Genomic DNA, 21,604 nt, shown 5'->3' with positions numbered 1-21,604 from the left:
CATAAAGTTATGAAACGGCTTCCTTTTCGCGTTCACATAATGAAGACGGTTTTCAATTTTAGTATTAATAAAAGTATTAGTCTAAAATTTTATACAATTTATCACTCAAACGAATTCTAAATGGAGTTTCAAATGTGATTTGATCTCCCTTTTTCCCCGTTTCGCAAGACTTTCCATTAGCAAAAATTTCCGTTAAAATTAATTCTTGCTCTCCAGTTGTTGGCCCAGAAATTAAAATTTTATCTCCAACTGATATTTCTTTTTCAACCAAAAACTGTGCAATTTTAGATTTTGTAAAATAATGTTCCGCTTTGCCGACCAACACTTTTTTAACCCTAGTTTTTTTGCGAATATTCTTTGAATTTACTTTTGCTAAAGCTTGTTCCGGTAAATCGCCAGAATGCTTAAATTTCAAATCTTCAGATTTTCCTTTTCTAAACACTTTGTTACCAACTTGTAAACCTCTTCTCAATTTCACTTGCTCTTCTTCGGGCAAATGAATGGTTTCTAAACATTTGCTAGAGCAACAATTTTCCATAACTGCTTTGCAATCATCGCATTGTATAAATAATAAATGGCACGCATCATTTGCGCAATTGGTGTGATTATCACAAGGTTTCCCACATTGGTGGCATTGCGCAATGATATCATCTGTAATTCTTTCGCCCAATCTATTGTCGAATACAAAGTTTTTCCCGATAAATTTACTTGGGATTGCTTCTTCCTTTATTTGGCGCGCATATTCAATAATGCCGCCTTCTAACTGGAACACATTTTTAAAACCTTGATGTTTAAAATAAGCACTCGCTTTCTCACAGCGAATTCCGCCTGTGCAATACATCAAAAGATTTTTATCTTCCTTGAAATCTTGCAATTGTTCATTAATTATCGGCAAACTTTCTCTAAAAGTTTCCACATCTGGCGTAATTGCACCTTGAAAATGCCCAACTTCACTTTCATAATGATTTCTAAAATCAACCACAATTGTGTTCGGATTTTCTAGTAATTCATTGAATTCTTGCGCTTTAACGTGAATTCCTTTATTTGTGACGTCAAAAGTTTCATCAATTAAACCATCGGCAACAATTTTGTGTCGAACTTTTATCGTTAGTTTTAAAAAAGAATGATCATCTTGTTCTACCGCGACATTTAGGCGAATTCCTTTCATAAAATCATAAACTTCCAAAGTCTCGCGAAATTCTTCAAATTGATCCGCAGGAATACTCATTTGCGCGTTAATGCCTTCATTGGCCACGTAAATTCTACCGAGTGCATCGAGTGCATTCCAGGCTATAAATAATTCATCGCGAAATTTTTTGGGATCTAAGATTTTGGCGTACGCGTAGAAAGACAATGTGAGCCGCTGTTTTCCGGCTTCATCAATAAGTTTGGCTCTTTCTTCTGCGCTTAATTTGTTATACAGTTGCATGCTATCAACGTTTTAAGTGAGAAAAATATTTCGGCAAAGATAAGAAATTCTAACGTCATTGCGAGTAAAGCGTAGCAATCTATTGTTTTATGACGAATTTTTTGGGCAGCATTTTCCGCCTTCCGTTCCCGCTTTTTTTTGTTCCGCTGCGCTCCACAAAAAAAGAGCTCCACTCAAGTCGGGCTGCAAATTTCGCAAAAATTAAAGTTTATCTTTAATCAAGCAAGTTTTTCATATCCCGAAGGCATGAAATTGTTATAAAAAAATACTCTTTATGGCAAGATTCCCGGAGGGATGAAATTATTTTTATGATAAAAATTTCACCCTTTCAGGGTTTATCTAAAATCAATTTAGAACCTGATTAAATTGAATGTAATTGTTTTTTGCAGTTATTATGACGGCGTGAATCCCGAAGGGATGAAATTGTTATAAAACCTTAATGAGATAAGGGAAAATCCCGAAGGGATAAAATTATTATAAAACCAGAATCATTAAGAAATGAATCCCGAAGGGGTGGAATTGTTTTTGTGTCACCCTTTCAGGGTTTTAAGGACACGCAGGATGGTCGGTTTATAAAAATTTCACCCTTTCAGGGTTTACTTAACATCAATTTAAAAACTGATTAAATTGAATGTAATTGTTTTTTAGCAGTTATTATGACGGCGTGAATCCCGAAGGGATGAAATTGTTATAAAACCTTAATGAGATAAGGGAAAATCCCGAAGGGATGAAATTATTATAAAACCTTAATGAGATAAGGGAAAATCCCGAAGGGATGAAATTATTATAAAACCAGAATCATTAAGAAATAAATCCCGAAGGGATGAAATTGTTGTAAAATCAGAATCATAAAAAATGAATCCCGAAGGGATGGAATTATTATAAAACCAAAATCATTAAAAAATGAATCCCGAAGGGATGAAATTGTTATAAAACCAGAATCATTAAGAAATGAATCCCGAAGGGGTGGAATTGTTTTTGTGTCACCCTTTCAGGGTTTTAAGGACACGCAGGATGGTTGGTTTATAAAAATTTCACCCTTTCAGGGTTTTAAAAAAAATGATGTTGCTTTTATACTTTTTTAGAACATTTATTGTGCTTAATTAAGAATTCAATTTGTTCCTTTAGATTTTTTTCTCTTAAAGTTTTAATAAATTCATTTCCAAATCTTGAACGAACCAAAATAAAAATATCTTGTTTGGTCCTTTTAGATATTTCAGAAAAAATCAATTGAGTCTTTTTAGTGTTATTTGGATCTGCGAAAAACTTATAGTTTTTATTCGCAAAAAGTAATAAATCACAATTATTCACTTTATGTAAATAATTGCTTGTTTTTATGCTATCACTTAAATCTTTAATTTCAAAATTATTAATTTTTACTTGACTCAAACAATAATTTGATAGAAAAAATGCAAATAAAAAAAATATTTTCATATTTAATAATTACTATAAACAAACTTCAAAATACCTTTATCAATTTCCGTTAAAGGCAATTTTCGTCTTTCCATCGCTTTTTCCGCCACTTCGTAGGCTTTTTCTAAATTAAATTTCGAATCGCCTTTCATGCCGCCCCAAGAAAAATTTTCAATTAAATTTGGTGGAAAACCACTTTTAAAAATATTCGCACCAACGCCGACAACAGTTCCAGTGTTAAATTGTGTATTAATAGCTGCTTTAGAATGATCGCCCATAATTAAACCACAAAATTGCAAACCTGTATTCTGGAATTTTTTAGTTTTATAATTCCATAATTTTACCATTGCGTAATTATTTTTTAGGTTTGAAGAATTCGTATCTGCACCGATATTGCACCATTCACCAAGCACAGAATTTCCTAAAAATCCTTCGTGACCTTTATTTGAAAAACCAAAAATTACGATATTATTCACTTCGCCGCCCACTTTACATTGCGGACCGATTGTAGTTGCGCCATAAATTTTTGCGCCCATATTTATTTTGGAATTTTCACCTAAAGACAATGGGCCGCGAACGTTGGAACCTTCCATGATCTCTGCGTTTTTCCCAATATAGATTTTTCCGGTTTTGCAATTGATGGTTGCAAATTCTATTTCCGCGCCTTCTTCTATGAATAAATCTTTTTCATCGCCCAAAAATCCATTCGTTGAAGATAATTTCTGCGACGTTTTATTTTTAGTCAACAATTCAAAATCAAAATTGATGGCTTTTTCATTTAAAGAAAATAAATCGGTTGCATTTTTAAAGAAAATTAATTCTTCCGTAATATCCGTCATTTTCTCAATTTGTTTTAAAGAAAAATCTTGCATATCGACTTTTGCGGCTAGCAATTCATCTTCGTAAACCAAGGCTTCACCCAATTTTAAACCCTTAATTTGATCTAAAACCGATTCGCTCGGCAGAAAATTGGGAACTAAAAATAAAGATTCTACTTTCTCAGGTTTTGGAAATTTTTCTTGTAAATAATCTTCTGTAATAAAAGAAACTTCAGAACTTTCTAATAATTTTTGCCATCTTTCTGAAAAGGTTAAAATCCCGCAACGTAGTTCTGCGGTTGGTCTTGTGTATGTAAGTGGAAGAAAATTTTCCCAAAATTGAGCGTCAGAAAAAACGAGTTGCATATCTTTATATAATTGATTGTTGATAAAAAATGATTGATTTCAGCGGAAAATTAATCAAAAAAAATGACTTTATTATTTTAGCGGCAAAAGAAACAAAAGATTTTTGCAAATTAAAGTTTAACAAAGAGTGCAAAATGTAAAATTCAAAACATCACATTTTGCCACCTTTAAAATTACTTGTTTTTGGATGGCACTTTTGACTCTTTTGCGGTTAAAAAGCACTAAAAAAGTCTTCCATAAAATGAAAGACTTTCTTATATCTTAAAAATCCGAAAATTATTTCGCGAATTTCTTGTATTTGTTCATGAATTTATCAACTCTACCTGCGGTATCAACCAATTTGGTTTTCCCAGTGTAGAAAGGGTGAGATGTAGAAGAAATCTCCATTTTTACTAGTGGATATTCAATTCCTTCATGCTCGATTGTATCTTTTGTTTCTGCGGTAGATTTGCAGATAAACATTTCGTCGTTACTCATATCTTTAAAAGCAACAAGTCTGTAATTACTTGGGTGGATATCTTTTTTCATAAGAATTTTATAAATATTTAATAAAAATTATTTTGAAAAATAGTAATGGCTATTTTTCTGGTAAATTTTAGACCGCAAAAGTAAGAAATATTATTTAATCTGCAAAGACTTGTTTTGGATATTTTAACTTTACAATTCAACTATTTTAATTAAATTTGAATTTATAAATAATGAACTGAAATCGCCTTTTATAATATAGTTCGCAAATACTGCGAAAATAGGCGAAAATATGTGACAATTAAAAATAATAAATAAATACACGTGAAATCGCCCGTTCTAAATTTCCTTAGAAATACTTGCGAGAAGAGGCGATAACACGTGACAATTAAAAATAATAAATAAATACACGTGAAATTTAAAATATTAACTGCCCTTTGTTTTTGGCTTGCATTAATCCTAATCTCGTGCAATAGAGACGAAATTACCTTTGATTCGCCAAGCCAAATGCTTCGTTTTTCTAAAGATACCGTCTTCTGCGACACGGTTTACAGCCAAGCGCGGTCCGAAACTTACGACGTGAAAATTTATAATAACGAAGATAAAGACATCCAAATCCCAAGAATTTATTTGGGAAATGGCGCGGCTTCCTTATATAGAATTAATGTGGACGGAAAACCAGGAACAGATTTCAGCAACGTTACTTTAAGAAAAAAAGACAGTTTGTACATTTTTGTAGAAATTGCGCCCATTGCAAATGCGCCCGAAGCGATTGCAGAGGACCAAATCAAAATAGAATCTCCTGCGGGAAATCAGCATATTACACTTTTTTCTGTGGTGCAAGATGCAGAATATTTTATTCAAACCAAGACCAATCCGAATGTTTTGGCAAATAATACAACTTGGACTAATGATAAAGTGAAAGTGATTTTCGGAGATTTGTCTTTAGCCGACGGCAAAACTTTAAATATAGAAAAAGGGACGAAAATCTATTTTCATAAAAACAGTGGAATGACGATTGGGAAAAATTCTATTCTTAACGTAAACGGAGATTTGGGTGCAGAAGTCACTTTCCGAGGGGATAGAAGCGATACGAAATACGACACCATTCCTGTGAATTGGAATTCTATTAATTTTTTAGACCAAGCAAAATTGAATATGAATTATGCGAAAGTCTTTGGCGGAACTTCTGGTTTAGAGTTTAATAATGGAACGGCGAATATTAAAAATTCAATTATTCACACCTTTCAAGATTTTGGTATTTATGCCGTAAATTCTAATATAACAGCAGAAAATCTGGTGATGAACAATTGTGGACAAGCAGATTTCGGGATTTTTAAAGGCGGAATTTATAATTTAACCCATTCTACTTTGGCCGCTTTTGAAAATTTCGACTCTAGTTCGCTTCCGTTTTTGTCGATTTTCGCCACAAACGAATATCAAAATGCTGCGGGTGGAACAGAAAATGGCGCTTTAACTTTAAGTATTAAAAACTCTATTCTTTATGGGCAAAGTGATAATGCAATGGTTTTAAAACCTATTTCTGGGCAAAGTTTTACTTATACTATTTTAAATTCTTTGTTGAAATATAATACTTCTTCCGCTGGATTTAATTTTGATACCAACGGTAATATTATAAATTCTATAAAAAACGAAAACCCATTATTTGAAAATTATTACACACAAAAATTAAATCTTCGTGTAAAAACAGATTCGCCAGTTCGAGGCAAAGGAAACCCTACCGCAGCGGCTTCTGTGCCTTTAGATATTCAGAAAAATTCTAGAACTACAAATCCCACTTTAGGCGCTTATCAATAAGTATTGTTTGATAATTGATTTAGCACTTTTTAAAAATTAATTATCATTTATTTTAAAAAAAATGGAAATCACCGCACTTCAAAAACAAGTTGATCTTTGGATAAAAACTTTTGGCGTTCGCTATTACAACGAACTGACGAATATGGCAATTTTAACCGAAGAAACGGGCGAAGTAGCAAGAATTATTGCCAGAAGATACGGCGAACAATCTGAAAAAGAATCTGATAAAAACAAAGATTTAGGCGAAGAATTAGCAGATGTTTTATTCGTTACTTTATGTTTAGCCAACCAAACTGGTGTTGATTTGCAAGATGCTTTTAATAAAAAGATGAAGAAAAATACGGAACGCGATTTTGAAAGACATCAAAATAATAAGAAGTTGAAATGAAATTTTTAATACAAATAAATTAAATACAATCTTAAAAATATACTTTTGACAGAACATTAAGATAAATCTTTGCAAACTTAGCGTGAAAATCTTTGCGTCTTTCAGACATAAATTATTCCCTTTATGAAATTAGAAAAAAGAAAATTATTAGCAAACAAAACCATAAAAATAAGCGGTTCGAAAAGTATTTCTAACCGTTTGTTAATATTAAATCATCTTTTTGCCCATTTTAAAATTCACAATCTTTCTAATTCGCAGGATACAGAGCTTTTAAAAAAAGCGTTAGAGTCTGAAAGTGATATTTTAGACATTCATCACGCCGGAACAGCGATGCGTTTTTTAACTTCTTATTTATCTATAAAAGAAGGAAAAACCACAATTTTAACAGGCTCTGAACGAATGAAACAGCGGCCCATAAAAGATTTGGTAACGGCTTTGAAAAGTTTGGGCGCAGAGATAGAATATATGGAAAACGAAGGATTTCCACCTTTGAAAATTACGGGTAAAAAAATTGTAAAAAATTCTGTTTCCATTAATGCAAAGGTTTCTAGCCAATTTATCACATCATTAATGTTGATCGGTGCCAAATTAGAAAACGGAATTCGCATCAATTTAGAAGGCAAAATCACGTCTCGTCCGTATTTGGAGATGACACGAGAAATTTTAACAGAACTCGGAATAGAATGTGAAATTTCTGATACTTTAATTAGCGTTAAAAATTTTTCTAATAAAGGAGAAAACCTCGCAACTGAGCATTTCACCGTAGAAAGCGATTGGTCTTCGGCGTCTTATTTTTATTCTCTAGCCGCAATTGGGCGAGAAACTATAGTGTTGCAGAAATTTTTATCAGATTCCATTCAGGGTGATTCCGTATTGCAAAATATTTTCTGGAAATATTTTGGCATCAATACCATTTCAGAAAGTGGAGAGCATAAAATTTCACTTTTGCCTAATTATAATTACGAGAAACCCTCTGAAATTGTTCTCGATTTAAACGATTCTCCAGATATTGCACAAACCATTTGTGTGACGGCAACTGCAATGCAAATTCCTTTTCATTTAACAGGTTTGGCAACTCTAAAAGTGAAAGAAACCGACCGTTTAGAAGCCTTGAAAAATGAATTATTTAAAATTGGTTGCGTTACAGAAATCACGGAAGATGAAATAAAATCTACAAAATTTTTCACGCCAGACGAAACTATTTTAATTAAAACCTATAACGATCACCGAATGGCGATGAGTTTTGCACCGTTTGCTTTAGTGAAAGAAATTAATATCGAAAATCCGGAAGTGGTAGAAAAATCTTATCCGCAATTTTGGGAAGATTTTAGTCTGGTGACGGAATAAACTTGAATGAAATTCCAAAACGAAAACATTTCATTTTTTTTTATGATGATAATATTGTGGCTTTTGAGTCATAAATAATATCTTTTTGGAGCAAATGCGCTAAAGATTTTGTCTTGCAAACAGAATTAAAGCCAACGTTTTTATGATTTTTTTCTATTTTTATTAAAAATTACCTAATGAAAAGATTAGTTTTTCTTGTTCTGCCTTTTTTATTTTCGGCGCAAACGCATCGTTTTATTTATGAATACCAGTTTAAAACAGATTCTACTTCGGCCGATTATGAAAAAACGAATATGGTTTTAGATATCAACCCAGTAGATGTGAAGTTTTATGATTATGATTATGCAAAAAATGATTCCATCAACAAACTTAGAGATTATAAAAACTATATTTGGAACGACACGCCCGCAATTGTTAGGAAGAAAAATTCTAATGAAAATCTAAATTTTGAACTTCTAAACGATTATTTTGCATACAAATCAATAGATAAAATTGATTGGAAACTTTCACCAGAAACTAAAAAAGTTGGCCAATATAATTTGCAGAAAGCCACAAGCAATTTTGGTGGCAGAAATTGGACGGCGTGGTTTAATCCAGAAATACCCCTTAATGAAGGGCCGTATAAATTTCGAGGGCTTCCGGGTTTAATTTTTGAAATTTCAGATTCGCAACAGCAATTTATTTTTAAATTAATAAAAAGTTACCAATTAGCTTCAACGTACAAAACGATGGATTTTTTGGAAACACAAATGGATAAAAAGCCATTATTAGTAACCAAAGCAACTTTAGATAAAATTAAACTGGATTTTTATAATGATCCTTATCACGAGATTAGAGAAAATTTCGTCTATAAACCAGATGAAACTATAAAATTAATGAACGTTCGCATCACTTCTAAAGATCAAATAAATGATGCTACAAAAAGTTATCAAAAATACATCCGTAAAAATAATAATGTGATAGAGCGCGATAAGGCGTTGAAGTATCCTGAAAACTAAATTAATTTTAATCTAAGTTTTGAATTATTTGAATTAAAAATGTATTTATTTAAAAATTTTAAATTAATTTCGCAAATTAACATTAATTAATCAATATATGAAAAATATTTTTACAACTTTACTATGTCTTTCTATGGTTTCGTTCTCATTTGCGCAATGGCGCAAAACTTCATTTCATGGCAAATTGGTAAGCGAAACGGTAAAAGATAAAGCCTATTATTCTTTGGATTTGTCGCAATTGCGGTCGCAATTATCTACAGCGAAGAGAATGAGTAGCAAAAATGCGCCAGTTGAAATCTCTTTACCAAATATAGAGGGTAAAATGGAGAAATTTGAAGTTTATAGTTTCCCTGTAATGGATGAAACTTTGGCAAGCCAATATCAATTAGGATCGTATTATGGTGTAAGTAAAACAGATCCTACTGCAACAGTGCGTTTTAGTGTGGCGCCAAACGATTTTCAATCTACGGTTTTTAGAACGAGTGGTTTAGAATTTATAGAACCTGCGAATTTAGGTAAAACCGTATATGGCATACATTTAAAAACAGACAAATCTGGTACAAAAGGTTTTTTCTGCTCTACTGATGAACCCATAAATTCACAAAAAGAAATTGATAATTTGTTACAAAAAGGTAATAATTATGTGAACGGAGATTTGTTCAAAGCACAAAGTTCAGATAAGAAATACCGAACTATGCGTTTGGCATTATCAGTAACGGGAGAATATACCCAATATTTTGGAGGTGTTGCAGGTGCTCTAACACAAATGAATGCTACAATGACCAGAGTAAATGGGGTTCTAGAAAAAGATTTGGGACTACATTTGAATATGATCAATAATACTACTATTATTTACACAAATCCTTCTACGGACCCTTACTCAGCTGCATCAACAGGAGCGGGAGGTGCATGGAACACGGAGTTAATGAATACTTTACACTCTGTTGTTGGTGATGCTAATTTTGATATTGGGCATCTTTTTGGAGCTTCGGGTGGCGGTGGAAACGCAGGTTGTATTGGTTGCGTTTGTAACAATACTTTATCTACTGGTGGAGGTGCTACAAATTCTTACAAAGGAAGTGGCTTTACTTCTCCAGCTGATGGTAAACCATTTGGTGATAATTTTGACATTGACTATGTCGTTCATGAAATGGGACACCAATTGGGAGCGAATCATACTTGGTCATTCGGAATAGAAAGTGGTTCAACAGTGCAAGCAGAGCCTGGCTCTGGTTCCACTATTATGGGATACGCAGGTATTACTGGCGCAACAGACGTGCAAGCGCATTCAGACGCATTGTTTCACACTTTAAATATTTCTCAAATTCAAACAAACTTAGCTTTAGGATCAAAAACTTGTGATGTTGAAACCGCTATCACCAATAATCCGCCAGTTGTGGCAGCATTAACAAATTATACCATTCCGAAATCAACAGCCTTCGTTTTAACTGGAAGCGCTACAGATGCAGAAGGCGACCCGCTAACTTACATTTGGGAACAAACCAATGATGCGACTAGTAAAAGTACCATAGCAAATCTAGGAAATAAAACCAATGGAGCAGACTTTAGAGTTTGGACACCAACTACTTCACCGACTAGATATTTTCCAAAATTAAGTACAGTTTTATCTGGAAGTTTAAAAAGCACTTCTGATTGGGAAGCGGCTTCTACTGTTGCAAGAACTATGAATTTTAGATTAACCGTAAGAGATAATAATCCAGATGTAACACAACAACAAACCGCTTTTGCTTCTAACACAATTACAGTAGGCTCTGCTGCTGCATTTACCGTTGATGCTGCGTCTGGTGAAGCCGGTTCTCCTATTGATATTAATTGGGCAGTTTCTGGCACAACAGCTTCGCCTTATAATGTTGCAAATGTGAAAATAGATTATACAAATGATGATGGTGCAACTTGGACGGTTTTGAGCAATTCTACCGCAAACAATGGAACAGCGAGCGTCACTTTCCCAGATACTTTAGGTGCTTCTACGCCTTACGTGAGGGTTTCTGCTATTGGAAACGTTTTTTTTGCCGTAAATAAAGTAACGCTGACTGCCGCTACCTTGAAAACTAGCGAAACAAAAGTAAATAAATTACAACTTTATCCAAATCCCGCGAAAGATGTATTAAATGTCAAAAATATATCTGCGAAATCTACCTATAAAATTTATGACACGACGGGTAAATTAGTTGCTTCCGGAAACTTAAATGGAACAGAAATTAAAGTAAACAATTTGCCAAAAGGTGTTTATGTTATTACTCTGAACACAGACGGAAAAGCACAACAATCTAAATTTATTAAAGAATAATTTCAAATAATTAATTAATAAAAAGGATGTTTCAAACGATTTGAAACATCCTTTTTTATTGCAATTTTCGTAGTTACTTTTTCATATAATAATCAAAATACAAACAGCTACTTCTTAAACCTTTCACGGTTTTAGTGTCTGCGTAATCTTTCTTTAAATTGGCAAAATAAGTTCTGAACTGCGCATTTTTTATTTGATCAAATTTTGCTTGTCTTTGCTTTTCTTTTTCGTCCCATTTTGGATCGTCGTAGTTGATTGGGAGTTCACCTTTTGCTTCATATTGGTAATATTTTCCCTGTTCTGCACTCGCCATTTGAAATAAAATTCTGGCCTGGTCTTCTTTGTTTTTATTTAAAGCCAATGCTTTTTTATAATAATTGATGGAGAGATCAAAATTATCGGGTTCGATAAAACTGCTTTGAGAGAAATTTTTATAATAAAAATGAAAGGTATTTTCAGAATTACCAAAGTGAAATTTAGGACCGTTTTCATTATTAATATCCATCACAAAAGTTTGCCGATAATAACCCAAAATAGAAGTGTTGTAAATCAAATTCCCGAGAAGTTGGTTGGCTATTGCACTTTTTTCTGAATTTTCTTGTGCAATAGCATTAAGTTGAATGGCATTTTCTGCCAATTCTAATTTATTCATATTATTTTTTATGAAGGAAAAATCGCTCATTTTTTCGGCTTGCATTGAAACTTTCTCTGGGCTCTGAAAACTTTCCCAAACATTATGGCCGAAAATCGAACTAGAAATATTATGAAAACCGTCGTATTGAGAAGGTTTATATTTTAAAGGACTTTCAGTTCGCGTATCTTCAGACCAATCATAATTCACGCGAGGGATTCCGCTAAAGTTTTTAGATTTTTCATAATAATTTTTAGCCAATTCAAAATCCGCTTGTCGCATGGCAAAATCACCATAAATTACATTAAAGAAAGCATCTGTATCACCAACGTCGTTGAGGTTTTTTGCGATATATTTTTCAAAGTCATTTTTATTTGGTTTTCTATAGAATTCTTCTACTTTTTTCACCAAGTTAGAATTAGGATTATATTGCAAATCAGAAAGTTGATTGTTCATTAAAAAAGATTTTCCGTCTTCTGCTTGCAAAAAATAGCGGTTTGCGAGAATATCTCTTAGAAAATCTTCCGTATCGGGCAAATCCATATAAGAGTCTGTGTTTTTCTTTTTGGCTGTATTAAAAAAATCCGCATAGTTTTGCATCATTTTAGTTTCAAAAGCGGCGTCAATTTTTGGTTGAGAAACGATGTCGTTCAGCATTTTCATTTTTTTTATTTCTGCTAAAAATTGGGCATCTGTTGTTTTTATTTTGCTTAAAATGTCTTGGCTTTTAGAATAATTTTTATTTAAAAACTGAACATAAGCATCTGCCATTTGCCAAAAATCACCGTCAGATTCCGCACGCGCTTTTGCAATGAAATCGCTTAATTGCGCGGCAAAATCTTTGCTTTTTCCGTCATCAAGTAAATAAGTTTCCGAATAAACAGGAAGTCGCTTGTCTTTGTCCTTGCAATTTGGATCGTCACAAGTTATATAAATAGGCAAATAAGACCGCTCTAATTGATTTATAGCGCGAGAAACCAAGACTTTCAAAATATCCGAGTCGGCATTATTCGCGAGCATTTTTTCCATTAAAGGAACTGGGTTGCTGTAATCGGCATAAGCCAAAAGAAAATAGGCCATATTTTTTTCTTCAGATGTTTTAGATTTTTGAAGAAGCCAATTAAAATCTTTATCTGTTGCTAAAAACATAGATTTATAAGCGCTTTCTTTTTTATTTTTAGAATGAATAAATACCTGAAAAAAATCCCAATTCGCCTCATTAAACATTTTTAAACCTCTTTCTGCACCCGCTTTTTGGTCTAAAGCATACCAATAAATGGGCGTGTCGTTTTTCAAAGGTTCCACATAAGTTGTGAAGGCTTTTATCGCTTGGCTAAAATGTCTTGTGTAATGGTTAAAACGCACAATTTGGTAGGCGTAACGCAATTTTATTTCTGGGTTTTTCGCTGCTTTATAGAGATTTTGCAGCGCCGCATTTGTTTTTTGATAATTGAGTTGCGTGGCATTTTTTAAAGTTGAAGGTTCGGTTTCGTAAAAAGAATCGGGGTCTCCTTCAAAACTAATGCGCATATAAGGTTGCAAATATTTCGCTTCTATTAAATAATCTAGCGCTTCTTTATTTTTTGTGTAAAAACCAAGGCCCAATTTTTTAAATAAATCGTTAGTAATTTTTCCAGCTTTTAAATTATTTAGATGTTTGATGTCTATTTTGTTCACCAAAGCTTCGGTTTCGTCATAAGACAGTTCATTTTTAAAAAAACTTTGCCACGCTTTGATGTTTTCATCCGGAATTTGAATGTTTTTGTTTTCATAAAAGGCATTGGAGTAGGTTAGCAAAAAAGGCAAATATGCTTTATTCGGAATTAAACTTTGCGTGAAAAGATTAAAATATTCGTAATCTGCATCATACCACGAGCAGGCTTTTGTGTTTCCGTAAAATATTATTATGGCGAGGATTATTAATTTTTTCATTGGTATTTATTTGTATTTATTTTGTTCAAAATCAGTCGTAATTTTCACTTCAATTGTGATTTTATAATTTGTAATTTTTTATAAAACGGCTATCGAGTTGGTAATATATAATGTTATAAAAAGTAAGTTTTTCATTAATAAAATCTAAAGTTTCGTTTAAGTCTTGCTGCGAAACGGTTTCTATTTTTACATTAAAGCCTTTGCTAAGATATATTCCGTAGTAAAAGCCATCTTTTAGAACTACAAAATTGTCTTTAGATATTTTTTTAAAATTAATATTATTTTCTAAATCCGACAAACTTAAAGCGTTGATTAATTTATGTTTACCTAAATGATTGGTTACAATTCCCCAAGAATAAATTGGTAACGCAACATCCATTTTTATAGGATATTTGTTGAGGCGAACGAGATAATTTTTTAAGGTTGGAACATCTAAAATTGAATTTTTTGTAGAATTTTCTAATGGCGAAGAAGTCACGTAACACATCAGATAAACTTTATCCACCGGCGGTTCACCGATGAGTGAACGGTCTTTCACTTGGTGCAGTCTTAAAGTGCAGGTGATATTTTTATGTGAAATGTCTTTCAAAACCTTTAGAAAATCGAAGTACTCTTCGTTGGTTCCTGCCGTCCAATCGCAGTCGATCTGAATTTCATCAGTGATCTGAAGTTGCAGTTCCTTACTTTTTCTGGTAATTAAATTATCGATGCTTTTTGCCAAAAAATTAATTTCATCTGGTGTAACATCATACAAAACCTCGTTTTTAATGAAAACAACCGGCACTATTTTTTTATCGGTTACAAAACTTGAATCTTTTGTAACGACAGCCACTGGCTGAAATTTGCCATTAATTTTATCAATATCAAAAAAGCGCGTATATAAAAGCGGGATTTTAGCCGTTGAAAGTGCTTTTTTTTCTGCTTGGTTTAAACTTAAATTAGTGCGCCAATAATAGAAAGTATGCTCGTGCGGATTTATTTTGTCGCAGGAAAAGAGCATTATTAGTAATAAAAAAAGAAACAATTTTTTCATTTTCAAATTTATTAAAATAAAAGGGAAATAACTTTGGAGAAATTATTTTAATTGTTTACAAATTGCGATTATTTTGTTAAAGTTTATCAAATAACTTGCGTAGTTTTAATTTTATTTTTAGTTTTAATTTCGTGATACATTAACCAAAATGTATTATGAAAAAAGTATTATTATTAGCAGCCTTTGGAGTTGCAGGAATGATCAGTGCGAAGAGTGCAGAAATTTGTACATCAACTTTATTAAATATTAGTGGTGAAGAAATAGTTGCAACAGAATGCAACACACAATCGTCTCAAGACGAAGATGGAGACAATGTTTCGGTAACTTGTTGTAGGACTACATATCAAGAAGCGTATGATTGTGCGGCGGCTAAATTGAGAAAAGCCTGTGGTTTAGAAGAAGATCCAGGACAGCATTAATAACATTCTGCCCTTTTTAAGGGCAGATTTTTTTAGATTAATATGAAGAATTTAATAGTATTTTTATCAGTATTTTTATTTAGCAAATCTTTTACGCAAGTTGTAGATTATAAATTTAGAAACAATGATGCAGTTTTAGATTATCAGTTGGTAATCGATCAGAAGGATAACATGTCACAATGGAGAAAAAAAGTAGATGCAAAGGGGGATACGGTTCGCGGTAATAAAAAAACAGATTTTTTTGTAGTAAAAGACAATAAAGTTTTTGCAAATGACAAGACATTAAGTAAAAGAATTTTTACATTGGATAGCGAAATTATGATTTGGCAAAAAGGAAGTGAAACAAAAGAAATTTTAGGATATAAATGCAAATCTGCTTCAACAAATTTCAGGGGTAGAAATTATATTGCTTTTTATACGGAACAAATAAAAACAGATTTGGGTCCGTGGAAATTCAGAGGTCTAGATGGGCTTGTTTTGTACGTGAAAAGCGTAGATGATGATTATGAGTTCACAGCAACAAAAATTAATAATGAAAAATATCAAAAATTAGATATGGCTTACATAAACGAGATTTTTAAAAATAATACTTTCCAAACCTGGAGTGACTACGCGGAAGTTTATAAAAATGACATTGATACATTTATTAAAGATGAGAGTTGCAATTGTTCAAAGGATGGCGGGAATATATTCAAAATTACCAAAATTGAAAAAATTTATCCTAAACTTCACGATGAGGGTGTTATTTATTAGCATTTTATTGAGTTCTTCTTTTTTTTCTTCTCAGATAAAGATTTCTTATGAAGTGAAATATAAACCTGACTCAACAAAAATGTATTTTAATACTGAAGAAATGATGTTGTCAATTGATAATGGCACATCTTATTTTTATAATTTAACAAAATTTAAATTAGATTCTATTTATGACCAAGTAACTGCACAATATGCTAAAACAGGAGTTTCTCCGAGTGTTTCCATGAAATATGAATTAAAATTTGGTATTTTTAAAGATTTCAAAAAAGAAAAGTTCACTGAAATTAGCAATATCGCAGGTAAAAATTTTGCTTTTGAAATTCCTAAACCTAAATTAAAATGGAAATTTATGGATTCCGAAAAAACAATTTTCAATTATAGCGTTAAAAAAGCAGTTGTGAATTTTGGCGGAAGAAGTTGGACAGCATGGTATGCGCCAGAAATCCCAATTAGTGAAGGTCCATATAAATTTTATGGTTTGCCCGGTTTAATTTTAGAAATTTCAGATTCTAAAGGTGATTATACTTTTTGGGCAAAAGGTATCGAAAAAAACACCAACAAAATAATTCTGCCAGGAAATCTGATTTCGACAACTTCGGAGAAATATATTAAACTTGTAGATAAACTGGTACAAGATCCCGCAATGTTTACCCGTGAAACATTCTTAAAGTATAAAAACGTTAAAATGAAAGACACCAGTGGCAGCGACATGAGTGCCAATGATCTTTACAAAAGAGTCACAAATGAATTCAGAAATTTTCAGAATAATCATAATAATCCCATTGAAAAAGGGATAAGTTGGATTCAATAATCATTAAAAATTTTGGATGTAATCAACATTTTGTTAGATCTCCTTTCAAGGAGATTTTTTATTTTCAAATTTATTAAAATAAAAGGGAAATAACTTTGGAGAAATTATTTTAATTGTTTACAAATTGCGATTATTTTGTTAAAGTTTATAAAATAACTTGCGTAGTTTTAGTTTTAGGTTCGTAAAACATTAACCAATAAAAACAATGTATTATGAAAAAAGTTTTATTATTAGCAGCCTTTGGAGTTGCGGGAATGATGAGTGCTAAAACCACGTCACAAAACTCTACCTCAAATCAGAGTCTTCTAACGAGCACTAATCACCAAGTAAATTTATTATGTGTTACTACAATTTACCGTATTTATGCAGATGGAAGTCAAACGGTAGTTAAAACAGATGTTAGTCTTCAACCCGATGAAAAATTTTGTAGATTACATGCGCAAATCGTGTTGATGGATGCTCAATTAGCAGGACAGTATAAATATATTTAATTTAAAACAAATTGGCATTTTTAAAAGCCAATTTGTTATTTACCTTTCTATGAAGAATTACTTTTATATAATATTTTGCGTAATGAGTTTCGGATGTCGTTCTCAAACTTTTAACGCAAATTATAATTTCAATGTTTATAATAAAGACTTAAGAAAAACATTTGTATTCCCCGCTAATTTAAAGTTTGAAATAAAAACTAAAATAAAGTTTTACAAAGTTCAATTTGGTATCAAACCAAATGAAGGTACACCTGAAACATATTTTATTTCTAAAAAAACACCTTTATATTATATTTATTCAAAGCCAGGTGAGAAAACCCTCATTTTTGAAAATATTCCGAATGTAAAAGAGAAAGATTATGTCTTGAACGACGATTATGAGATGAGTTGGATTTTATCGTCAGAATTTAAAATAGTAAATAAAATAAAATTACGTAAAGCCGAAACAGATTTTAGAGGACGTCATTACTTTGCATGGTATGATGAAAAGGTCAAAATACCAGTAGGTCCGTGGAAATTTAAAAATACACCAGGACTCATTTATGAAGTTTATGACGATGCAAATAACTTTAAATGGTCTTTACTTAATTTCAATGAAAATTCAGAGGAAATAAAAAATCCATTTGATTCCTATAAAGGCGAGATTGTGTCTTTTCATCAATATCCAATTTTAAGATATGGTATCACACCAGAATTAAAGAAAGAATTGGAGAAAATCCCTAATAACCAAGTTTTCGAGCAAGAAAGAAATGGTTTAGAAACAGAATTTGAATGGGAAAAATAAATTACAAGATAAAATTTCTTTTTTTTTTAATTGTTTTCAGTGGGAATTTTATATTTTCTCAAAATTACACCATTGGATACGATGTAAAATACCGACCAAAAGTTGACGATAGTGCCAAAGTATCTGAAAAATACCTTTTAAACATAAACACCGAAACAAAAGAGTCATTCTTTAAATTTCAAGACTTAAATCACAGCGACTTTAATTCAAATATTTTTAAAAATAATTCAAAAAACATTTTTAAAAAGTATGAAATGATTTTATATAAATTCTATTCTTCTGATTACTTATTTACTGCAAATTGGGAACTTTTAAAGCAAAAGAAAGAAATCTTGGGACATGTATGTGAAAATGCTTCTATTTCATTCGGTGGGAGACAATGGACGGCTTGGTACACAGCGGAAATCCCTATCCAAGACGGGCCATATAAATTTTCAGGGCTTCCAGGTCTGATATTGGAAATACGTTCAAAAGATAATGATTATGAATTTTTTGCCAGAAGTATTGAAAAAAAATCTGACGAAGTAAAAGCATTTCAGGCAATTCCGATGGGGGATTTAGAAAAAGAAAAAACCTTCAAGCGAAATCTAATAAAGGAACCAGCTTCTCAATATAAACAAAATCTGGCGCAGGGGAACTTAAAAGTATCAGTATCATTTAATGGAAGGCAAAGTTCTGATAAAGAAATTATTGAAAGCATTAATGAAAATTTTTGGGAATGGATGAATGCACATGATAATCCTATTGAAAAAGGAGTAATATGGATAAAATAGAAACTGATACCGAACCCCGATTTTCAAAATTGCTGTTTAATTAAATAACACCTCTTTAGTAAGGAGATGTTTTTCTTTTTCAACCCCCAAAAATTTATTAAAAAATTTTTAATTCCCTCATTGTCAATTAAAAATATATTCTTACATTTGCACACTCAATTTAAGGAAGAAGTGTGCCTATTTCAAATGTAGAAATCACCGAAACTTAAGTGAGGCAACCAGAATATAAATAGATATATATAAATAATGTCAGGTATTATTGGAAAAAAAATCGGGATGACTTCTCTGTTTGACGCAAACGGCAAAAATATGCCGTGCACCGTTATCCAGGCAGGTCCTTGCTCGGTTTTACAGGTCAGAACCGTAGAAAAAGATGGGTACAAAGCGGCCCAACTTGGTTTCGATGACAAGAGTGAAAAGAACGTTGGTAAAGCGTTAGCCGGCCATTTTAAAAAGGCAGGTTCTACTCCTAAAGCGAAGTTAGTAGAATTCTATCATGAATTTGTTGACAAGCTAAAAGTAGGAGACGAAGTGAAAGTAAATTTATTCGCTGAAGGTGAATATGTAGATGTTACAGGAACTTCAAAAGGAAAAGGTTTCCAAGGTGTTGTGAAAAGACACAATTTTGGAGGCGTAATGCAAGCCTCTCACGGGCAGCACAACAGATTAAGAGCCCCAGGTTCTATCGGTGCAGGTTCCGATCCTTCAAGAGTATTTAAAGGAATGAGAATGGCAGGAAGAATGGGCGGTGAAAAAGTAACTGTTCAAAATCTTCAAGTGTTAAAAGTAGACGAAGAGCAAAACCTTTTAATAGTAAAAGGCGCGATTCCGGGAGCAAAAAATTCTTATGTAATAGTTAGAAAATGGAATTAGTAGTTTTAAATACATCAGGAAAAGAAACCGGAAGAAAAGTAGAGTTTGATGATGCCATTTTTGGTATTGAGCCAAACCAGCACGCGGTTTACTTAGAAGTGAAGCAATATCTTGCTGCACAGAGACAAGGGACTCACAAGTCTAAAGAAAGAAGTGAAATAGTTGGATCAACTAAAAAGTTGAAAAAACAAAAAGGATCCGGATCTGCAAGATACGGTGATATAAAATCTCCTGTCTTTAAAGGTGGTGGTCGTGTATTCGGACCGAAACCAAGAGACTATAGATTCAAACTAAATAAATCTCTAAAAAGATTAGCAAAAAAATCTGTAATCTCCCAAAAAATGAGAGAAAACAGCATAAGAGTAATGGAAGATTTATCTTTCGATGCACCAAAAACCAAAGATTTCATTAAGTTGTTATCCGCTTTTGAGTTGACTGGTAAAAAAGCATTGTTTATTCTTCCAGAAGCTAATAAAAATGTGTATTTATCCTCAAGAAATTTGCCTAAAACGAAAGTAATGAACTATAACGAAATTAGTTCTTACGACATCGTTCATGCTGGTGAAGTAATCTTCATGGAAGGTGCAATAGAGAAATTTCAAGATAACTTAAAGAAATAAATCATGTCGATTATCATTAAACCAATTATTTCAGAAAAGGCCAATTATCTGCAAGATTTGAGAGGTGCTTATTCTTTTTTGGTGAACCCAAAAGCGAATAAAATCCAAATCAGAAATGCGGTAGAAGCAGCCTACGGAGTAAAAGTAACAGACGTAAGAACTATGATTTATGCGCCGAAAGTTACTGCGAAACAAACAAAAAAAGGACTTCAGGTTGGGAAAACCAACAAATTGAAAAAAGCAGTAGTTTCCCTCGCTGGAGGAGAAGTTATTGACATTTTTGCAACTAATTAATAAATAACAATTGTAATGTCTGTTAGAAAATTAAAACCTATCACCCCGGGACAGAGATTCAGAGTTGTAAACAACTTTGAGGAAATTACTACCAACAAACCAGAGAAATCTCTAACCGTTGGTCTTAGTAAATCAGGTGGTCGTAACAATACTGGTAAAATGACCATGCGTTACACCGGAGGTGGACACAAAAAGAAATACAGAATTATCGACTTCAAAAGAAATAAATTCAATGTTGAAGCGACAGTAAAATCTGTAGAGTATGATCCAAACAGAACTGCGTTTATTGCTTTGCTAGAATATGCAGACGGAGAGAAAAGATATATTATCGCTCCACATGGTATTAAAGTAGATCAAAAAGTAGTTTCAGGAGAAAGCGTAGAACCAGAAGTGGGGAACGCAATGAAATTGAAAAATATTCCTTTGGGAACAACAATTTCTTGTATTGAACTTAAACCTGGGCAAGGCGCAATTATGGCGAGAAGTGCAGGTTCATCCGCACAACTTACTTCCAGAGATGGAAGATATGCTATCGTAAAATTGCCTTCTGGTGAATCTAGAATGATTTTAGTAGAATGTATCGCAATGGTAGGTTCGGTTTCCAATGGCGATCATCAACTTACAGTATCTGGTAAAGCAGGTAGAAGCAGATGGCTAGGTAGAAGACCAAGAACAAGACCAGTAGTAATGAACCCTGTAGATCACCCAATGGGTGGTGGTGAAGGTAAATCTTCTGGTGGACACCCAAGATCTAGAAACGGGCAACCTTCTAAAGGTTTCAAAACTAGAACTAAAAACAAAGCGTCTAACCGTTTCATTTTATCTAAAAGAAAATAA

21 protein-coding genes are annotated in these 21,604 nt (G+C 32.6%); 15 read left to right on the top strand and 6 right to left on the bottom strand.

What is annotated here, in order from left to right:
- Positions 1–76: 76 nt before the first annotated feature.
- The 4 genes from trhO to C4S29_RS04800 form a co-directional block, all read right to left on the bottom strand.
- Positions 77–1,429, bottom strand: a complete 1,353-nt coding sequence (trhO, locus tag C4S29_RS04815) for an oxygen-dependent tRNA uridine(34) hydroxylase TrhO (protein WP_103912969.1) — start codon at positions 1,427–1,429, stop codon at positions 77–79.
- A gap of 1,071 nt (positions 1,430–2,500) precedes the next feature.
- Positions 2,501–2,863: a hypothetical protein gene (locus tag C4S29_RS04810; RefSeq protein ID WP_103912968.1), complete on the bottom strand. Its 363-nt coding sequence runs from the start codon at positions 2,861–2,863 to the stop codon at positions 2,501–2,503.
- 2 nt (positions 2,864–2,865) lie between these two features.
- The gene (locus C4S29_RS04805; protein WP_103912967.1) at positions 2,866–4,026 is read right to left on the bottom strand and encodes a GlmU family protein; all 1,161 of its coding nucleotides are present in this window, start codon (positions 4,024–4,026) and stop codon (positions 2,866–2,868) included.
- 276 nt (positions 4,027–4,302) lie between these two features.
- Entirely contained in the window at positions 4,303–4,554 is a 252-nt protein-coding gene (locus C4S29_RS04800) for a type B 50S ribosomal protein L31 (RefSeq protein ID WP_103912966.1), read from the bottom strand.
- Between the two features lie 348 nt (positions 4,555–4,902).
- On the opposite strand from C4S29_RS04800, the gene C4S29_RS04795 reads away from it, so the two are divergent.
- The 5 genes from C4S29_RS04795 (at position 4,903) to C4S29_RS04775 (ending at position 11,353) form a co-directional block, all read left to right on the top strand.
- Positions 4,903–6,309, top strand: a complete 1,407-nt coding sequence (locus tag C4S29_RS04795) for a hypothetical protein (RefSeq protein WP_103912965.1) — start codon at positions 4,903–4,905, stop codon at positions 6,307–6,309.
- A 61-nt stretch (positions 6,310–6,370) separates the two neighbouring features.
- Positions 6,371–6,697, top strand: coding sequence for a nucleotide pyrophosphohydrolase (locus C4S29_RS04790; RefSeq protein ID WP_103912964.1), 327 nt, complete (start codon positions 6,371–6,373; stop codon positions 6,695–6,697).
- Positions 6,698–6,820: 123 nt separating this feature from the next.
- Positions 6,821–8,044, top strand: coding sequence for a 3-phosphoshikimate 1-carboxyvinyltransferase (locus C4S29_RS04785; RefSeq protein WP_185116940.1), 1,224 nt, complete (start codon positions 6,821–6,823; stop codon positions 8,042–8,044).
- A gap of 176 nt (positions 8,045–8,220) precedes the next feature.
- Positions 8,221–9,042 (top strand): GLPGLI family protein, encoded by an 822-nt coding sequence (locus tag C4S29_RS04780; RefSeq protein WP_103912962.1) that lies wholly within the window; start codon positions 8,221–8,223, stop codon positions 9,040–9,042.
- 97 nt (positions 9,043–9,139) lie between these two features.
- On the top strand, positions 9,140–11,353 hold the full coding sequence (locus tag C4S29_RS04775; RefSeq protein ID WP_103912961.1) for a zinc-dependent metalloprotease: 2,214 nt from the start codon (positions 9,140–9,142) through the stop codon (positions 11,351–11,353).
- A gap of 73 nt (positions 11,354–11,426) precedes the next feature.
- On the opposite strand, the gene C4S29_RS04770 is transcribed toward C4S29_RS04775, so the two are convergent.
- Positions 11,427–13,916, bottom strand: coding sequence for a hypothetical protein (locus C4S29_RS04770; protein WP_103912960.1), 2,490 nt, complete (start codon positions 13,914–13,916; stop codon positions 11,427–11,429).
- A gap of 61 nt (positions 13,917–13,977) precedes the next feature.
- Entirely contained in the window at positions 13,978–14,916 is a 939-nt protein-coding gene (locus C4S29_RS04765; RefSeq protein ID WP_233740481.1) for a hypothetical protein, read from the bottom strand.
- A gap of 188 nt (positions 14,917–15,104) precedes the next feature.
- Here C4S29_RS04765 and C4S29_RS04760 point away from each other — a divergent pair, with 188 nt between their 5' ends.
- The 10 genes from C4S29_RS04760 (at position 15,105) to rplB (ending at position 21,604) form a co-directional block, all read left to right on the top strand.
- A complete protein-coding gene (locus C4S29_RS04760; protein ID WP_103912958.1) occupies positions 15,105–15,368 on the top strand; it encodes a hypothetical protein in 264 nt (87 codons plus the stop codon).
- 42 nt (positions 15,369–15,410) lie between these two features.
- A complete protein-coding gene (locus C4S29_RS04755) occupies positions 15,411–16,121 on the top strand; it encodes a GLPGLI family protein (protein ID WP_103912957.1) in 711 nt (236 codons plus the stop codon).
- The gene (locus C4S29_RS04750) at positions 16,021–16,932 is read left to right on the top strand and encodes a GLPGLI family protein (RefSeq protein WP_317045066.1); all 912 of its coding nucleotides are present in this window, start codon (positions 16,021–16,023) and stop codon (positions 16,930–16,932) included. The genes C4S29_RS04755 and C4S29_RS04750 overlap by 101 nt, the downstream gene beginning before the upstream one ends.
- 212 nt (positions 16,933–17,144) lie before the next feature.
- Positions 17,145–17,423, top strand: coding sequence for a hypothetical protein (locus C4S29_RS04745; protein ID WP_103912955.1), 279 nt, complete (start codon positions 17,145–17,147; stop codon positions 17,421–17,423).
- Positions 17,424–17,505: 82 nt separating this feature from the next.
- Positions 17,506–18,207 carry a GLPGLI family protein gene (locus C4S29_RS04740; RefSeq protein ID WP_159969825.1) on the top strand — a complete coding sequence of 234 codons (702 nt, stop codon included), beginning with the start codon at positions 17,506–17,508 and terminating at the stop codon, positions 18,205–18,207.
- A complete protein-coding gene (locus C4S29_RS04735) occupies positions 18,195–18,980 on the top strand; it encodes a GLPGLI family protein (protein WP_103912953.1) in 786 nt (261 codons plus the stop codon). The genes C4S29_RS04740 and C4S29_RS04735 overlap by 13 nt, the downstream gene beginning before the upstream one ends.
- Positions 18,981–19,226: 246 nt before the next feature.
- The gene (gene rplC, locus C4S29_RS04730) at positions 19,227–19,853 is read left to right on the top strand and encodes a 50S ribosomal protein L3 (RefSeq protein WP_103912952.1); all 627 of its coding nucleotides are present in this window, start codon (positions 19,227–19,229) and stop codon (positions 19,851–19,853) included.
- The gene (gene rplD / locus C4S29_RS04725) at positions 19,844–20,473 is read left to right on the top strand and encodes a 50S ribosomal protein L4 (protein WP_103912951.1); all 630 of its coding nucleotides are present in this window, start codon (positions 19,844–19,846) and stop codon (positions 20,471–20,473) included. Before rplC ends, rplD begins: the two co-directional genes overlap by 10 nt.
- A 3-nt stretch (positions 20,474–20,476) precedes the next feature.
- Positions 20,477–20,767, top strand: a complete 291-nt coding sequence (gene rplW / locus C4S29_RS04720; RefSeq protein WP_103912950.1) for a 50S ribosomal protein L23 — start codon at positions 20,477–20,479, stop codon at positions 20,765–20,767.
- Positions 20,768–20,782: 15 nt separating this feature from the next.
- Entirely contained in the window at positions 20,783–21,604 is an 822-nt protein-coding gene (gene rplB / locus C4S29_RS04715) for a 50S ribosomal protein L2 (RefSeq protein ID WP_103912949.1), read from the top strand.

The organism is Halpernia humi, assembly GCF_900108025.1.
Lineage (GTDB): Bacteria > Bacteroidota > Bacteroidia > Flavobacteriales > Weeksellaceae > Halpernia > Halpernia humi.
This window is presented reverse-complemented; position numbering and strand designations above follow the sequence as displayed.

What these genes read in the sequence shown, in the direction of transcription:
- trhO (WP_103912969.1), bottom strand. Translation starts at nt 1,429, where the DNA reads ATGCAACTGTATAACAAATTAAGCGCAGAAGAAAGAGCCAAACTTATT.
- C4S29_RS04810 (WP_103912968.1), bottom strand. Translation starts at nt 2,863, where the DNA reads ATGAAAATATTTTTTTTATTTGCATTTTTTCTATCAAATTATTGTTTG.
- C4S29_RS04805 (WP_103912967.1), bottom strand. Translation starts at nt 4,026, where the DNA reads ATGCAACTCGTTTTTTCTGACGCTCAATTTTGGGAAAATTTTCTTCCA.
- C4S29_RS04800 (WP_103912966.1), bottom strand. Translation starts at nt 4,554, where the DNA reads ATGAAAAAAGATATCCACCCAAGTAATTACAGACTTGTTGCTTTTAAA.
- C4S29_RS04790 (WP_103912964.1), top strand. Translation starts at nt 6,371, where the DNA reads ATGGAAATCACCGCACTTCAAAAACAAGTTGATCTTTGGATAAAAACT.
- C4S29_RS04785 (WP_185116940.1), top strand. Translation starts at nt 6,821, where the DNA reads ATGAAATTAGAAAAAAGAAAATTATTAGCAAACAAAACCATAAAAATA.
- C4S29_RS04780 (WP_103912962.1), top strand. Translation starts at nt 8,221, where the DNA reads ATGAAAAGATTAGTTTTTCTTGTTCTGCCTTTTTTATTTTCGGCGCAA.
- C4S29_RS04775 (WP_103912961.1), top strand. Translation starts at nt 9,140, where the DNA reads ATGAAAAATATTTTTACAACTTTACTATGTCTTTCTATGGTTTCGTTC.
- C4S29_RS04770 (WP_103912960.1), bottom strand. Translation starts at nt 13,916, where the DNA reads ATGAAAAAATTAATAATCCTCGCCATAATAATATTTTACGGAAACACA.
- C4S29_RS04765 (WP_233740481.1), bottom strand. Translation starts at nt 14,916, where the DNA reads ATGCTCTTTTCCTGCGACAAAATAAATCCGCACGAGCATACTTTCTAT.
- C4S29_RS04760 (WP_103912958.1), top strand. Translation starts at nt 15,105, where the DNA reads ATGAAAAAAGTATTATTATTAGCAGCCTTTGGAGTTGCAGGAATGATC.
- C4S29_RS04755 (WP_103912957.1), top strand. Translation starts at nt 15,411, where the DNA reads ATGAAGAATTTAATAGTATTTTTATCAGTATTTTTATTTAGCAAATCT.
- C4S29_RS04750 (WP_317045066.1), top strand. Translation starts at nt 16,021, where the DNA reads ATGAGAGTTGCAATTGTTCAAAGGATGGCGGGAATATATTCAAAATTA.
- C4S29_RS04745 (WP_103912955.1), top strand. Translation starts at nt 17,145, where the DNA reads ATGAAAAAAGTTTTATTATTAGCAGCCTTTGGAGTTGCGGGAATGATG.
- C4S29_RS04740 (WP_159969825.1), top strand. Translation starts at nt 17,506, where the DNA reads ATGAGTTTCGGATGTCGTTCTCAAACTTTTAACGCAAATTATAATTTC.
- C4S29_RS04735 (WP_103912953.1), top strand. Translation starts at nt 18,195, where the DNA reads ATGGGAAAAATAAATTACAAGATAAAATTTCTTTTTTTTTTAATTGTT.
- rplC (WP_103912952.1), top strand. Translation starts at nt 19,227, where the DNA reads ATGTCAGGTATTATTGGAAAAAAAATCGGGATGACTTCTCTGTTTGAC.
- rplD (WP_103912951.1), top strand. Translation starts at nt 19,844, where the DNA reads ATGGAATTAGTAGTTTTAAATACATCAGGAAAAGAAACCGGAAGAAAA.
- rplW (WP_103912950.1), top strand. Translation starts at nt 20,477, where the DNA reads ATGTCGATTATCATTAAACCAATTATTTCAGAAAAGGCCAATTATCTG.
- rplB (WP_103912949.1), top strand. Translation starts at nt 20,783, where the DNA reads ATGTCTGTTAGAAAATTAAAACCTATCACCCCGGGACAGAGATTCAGA.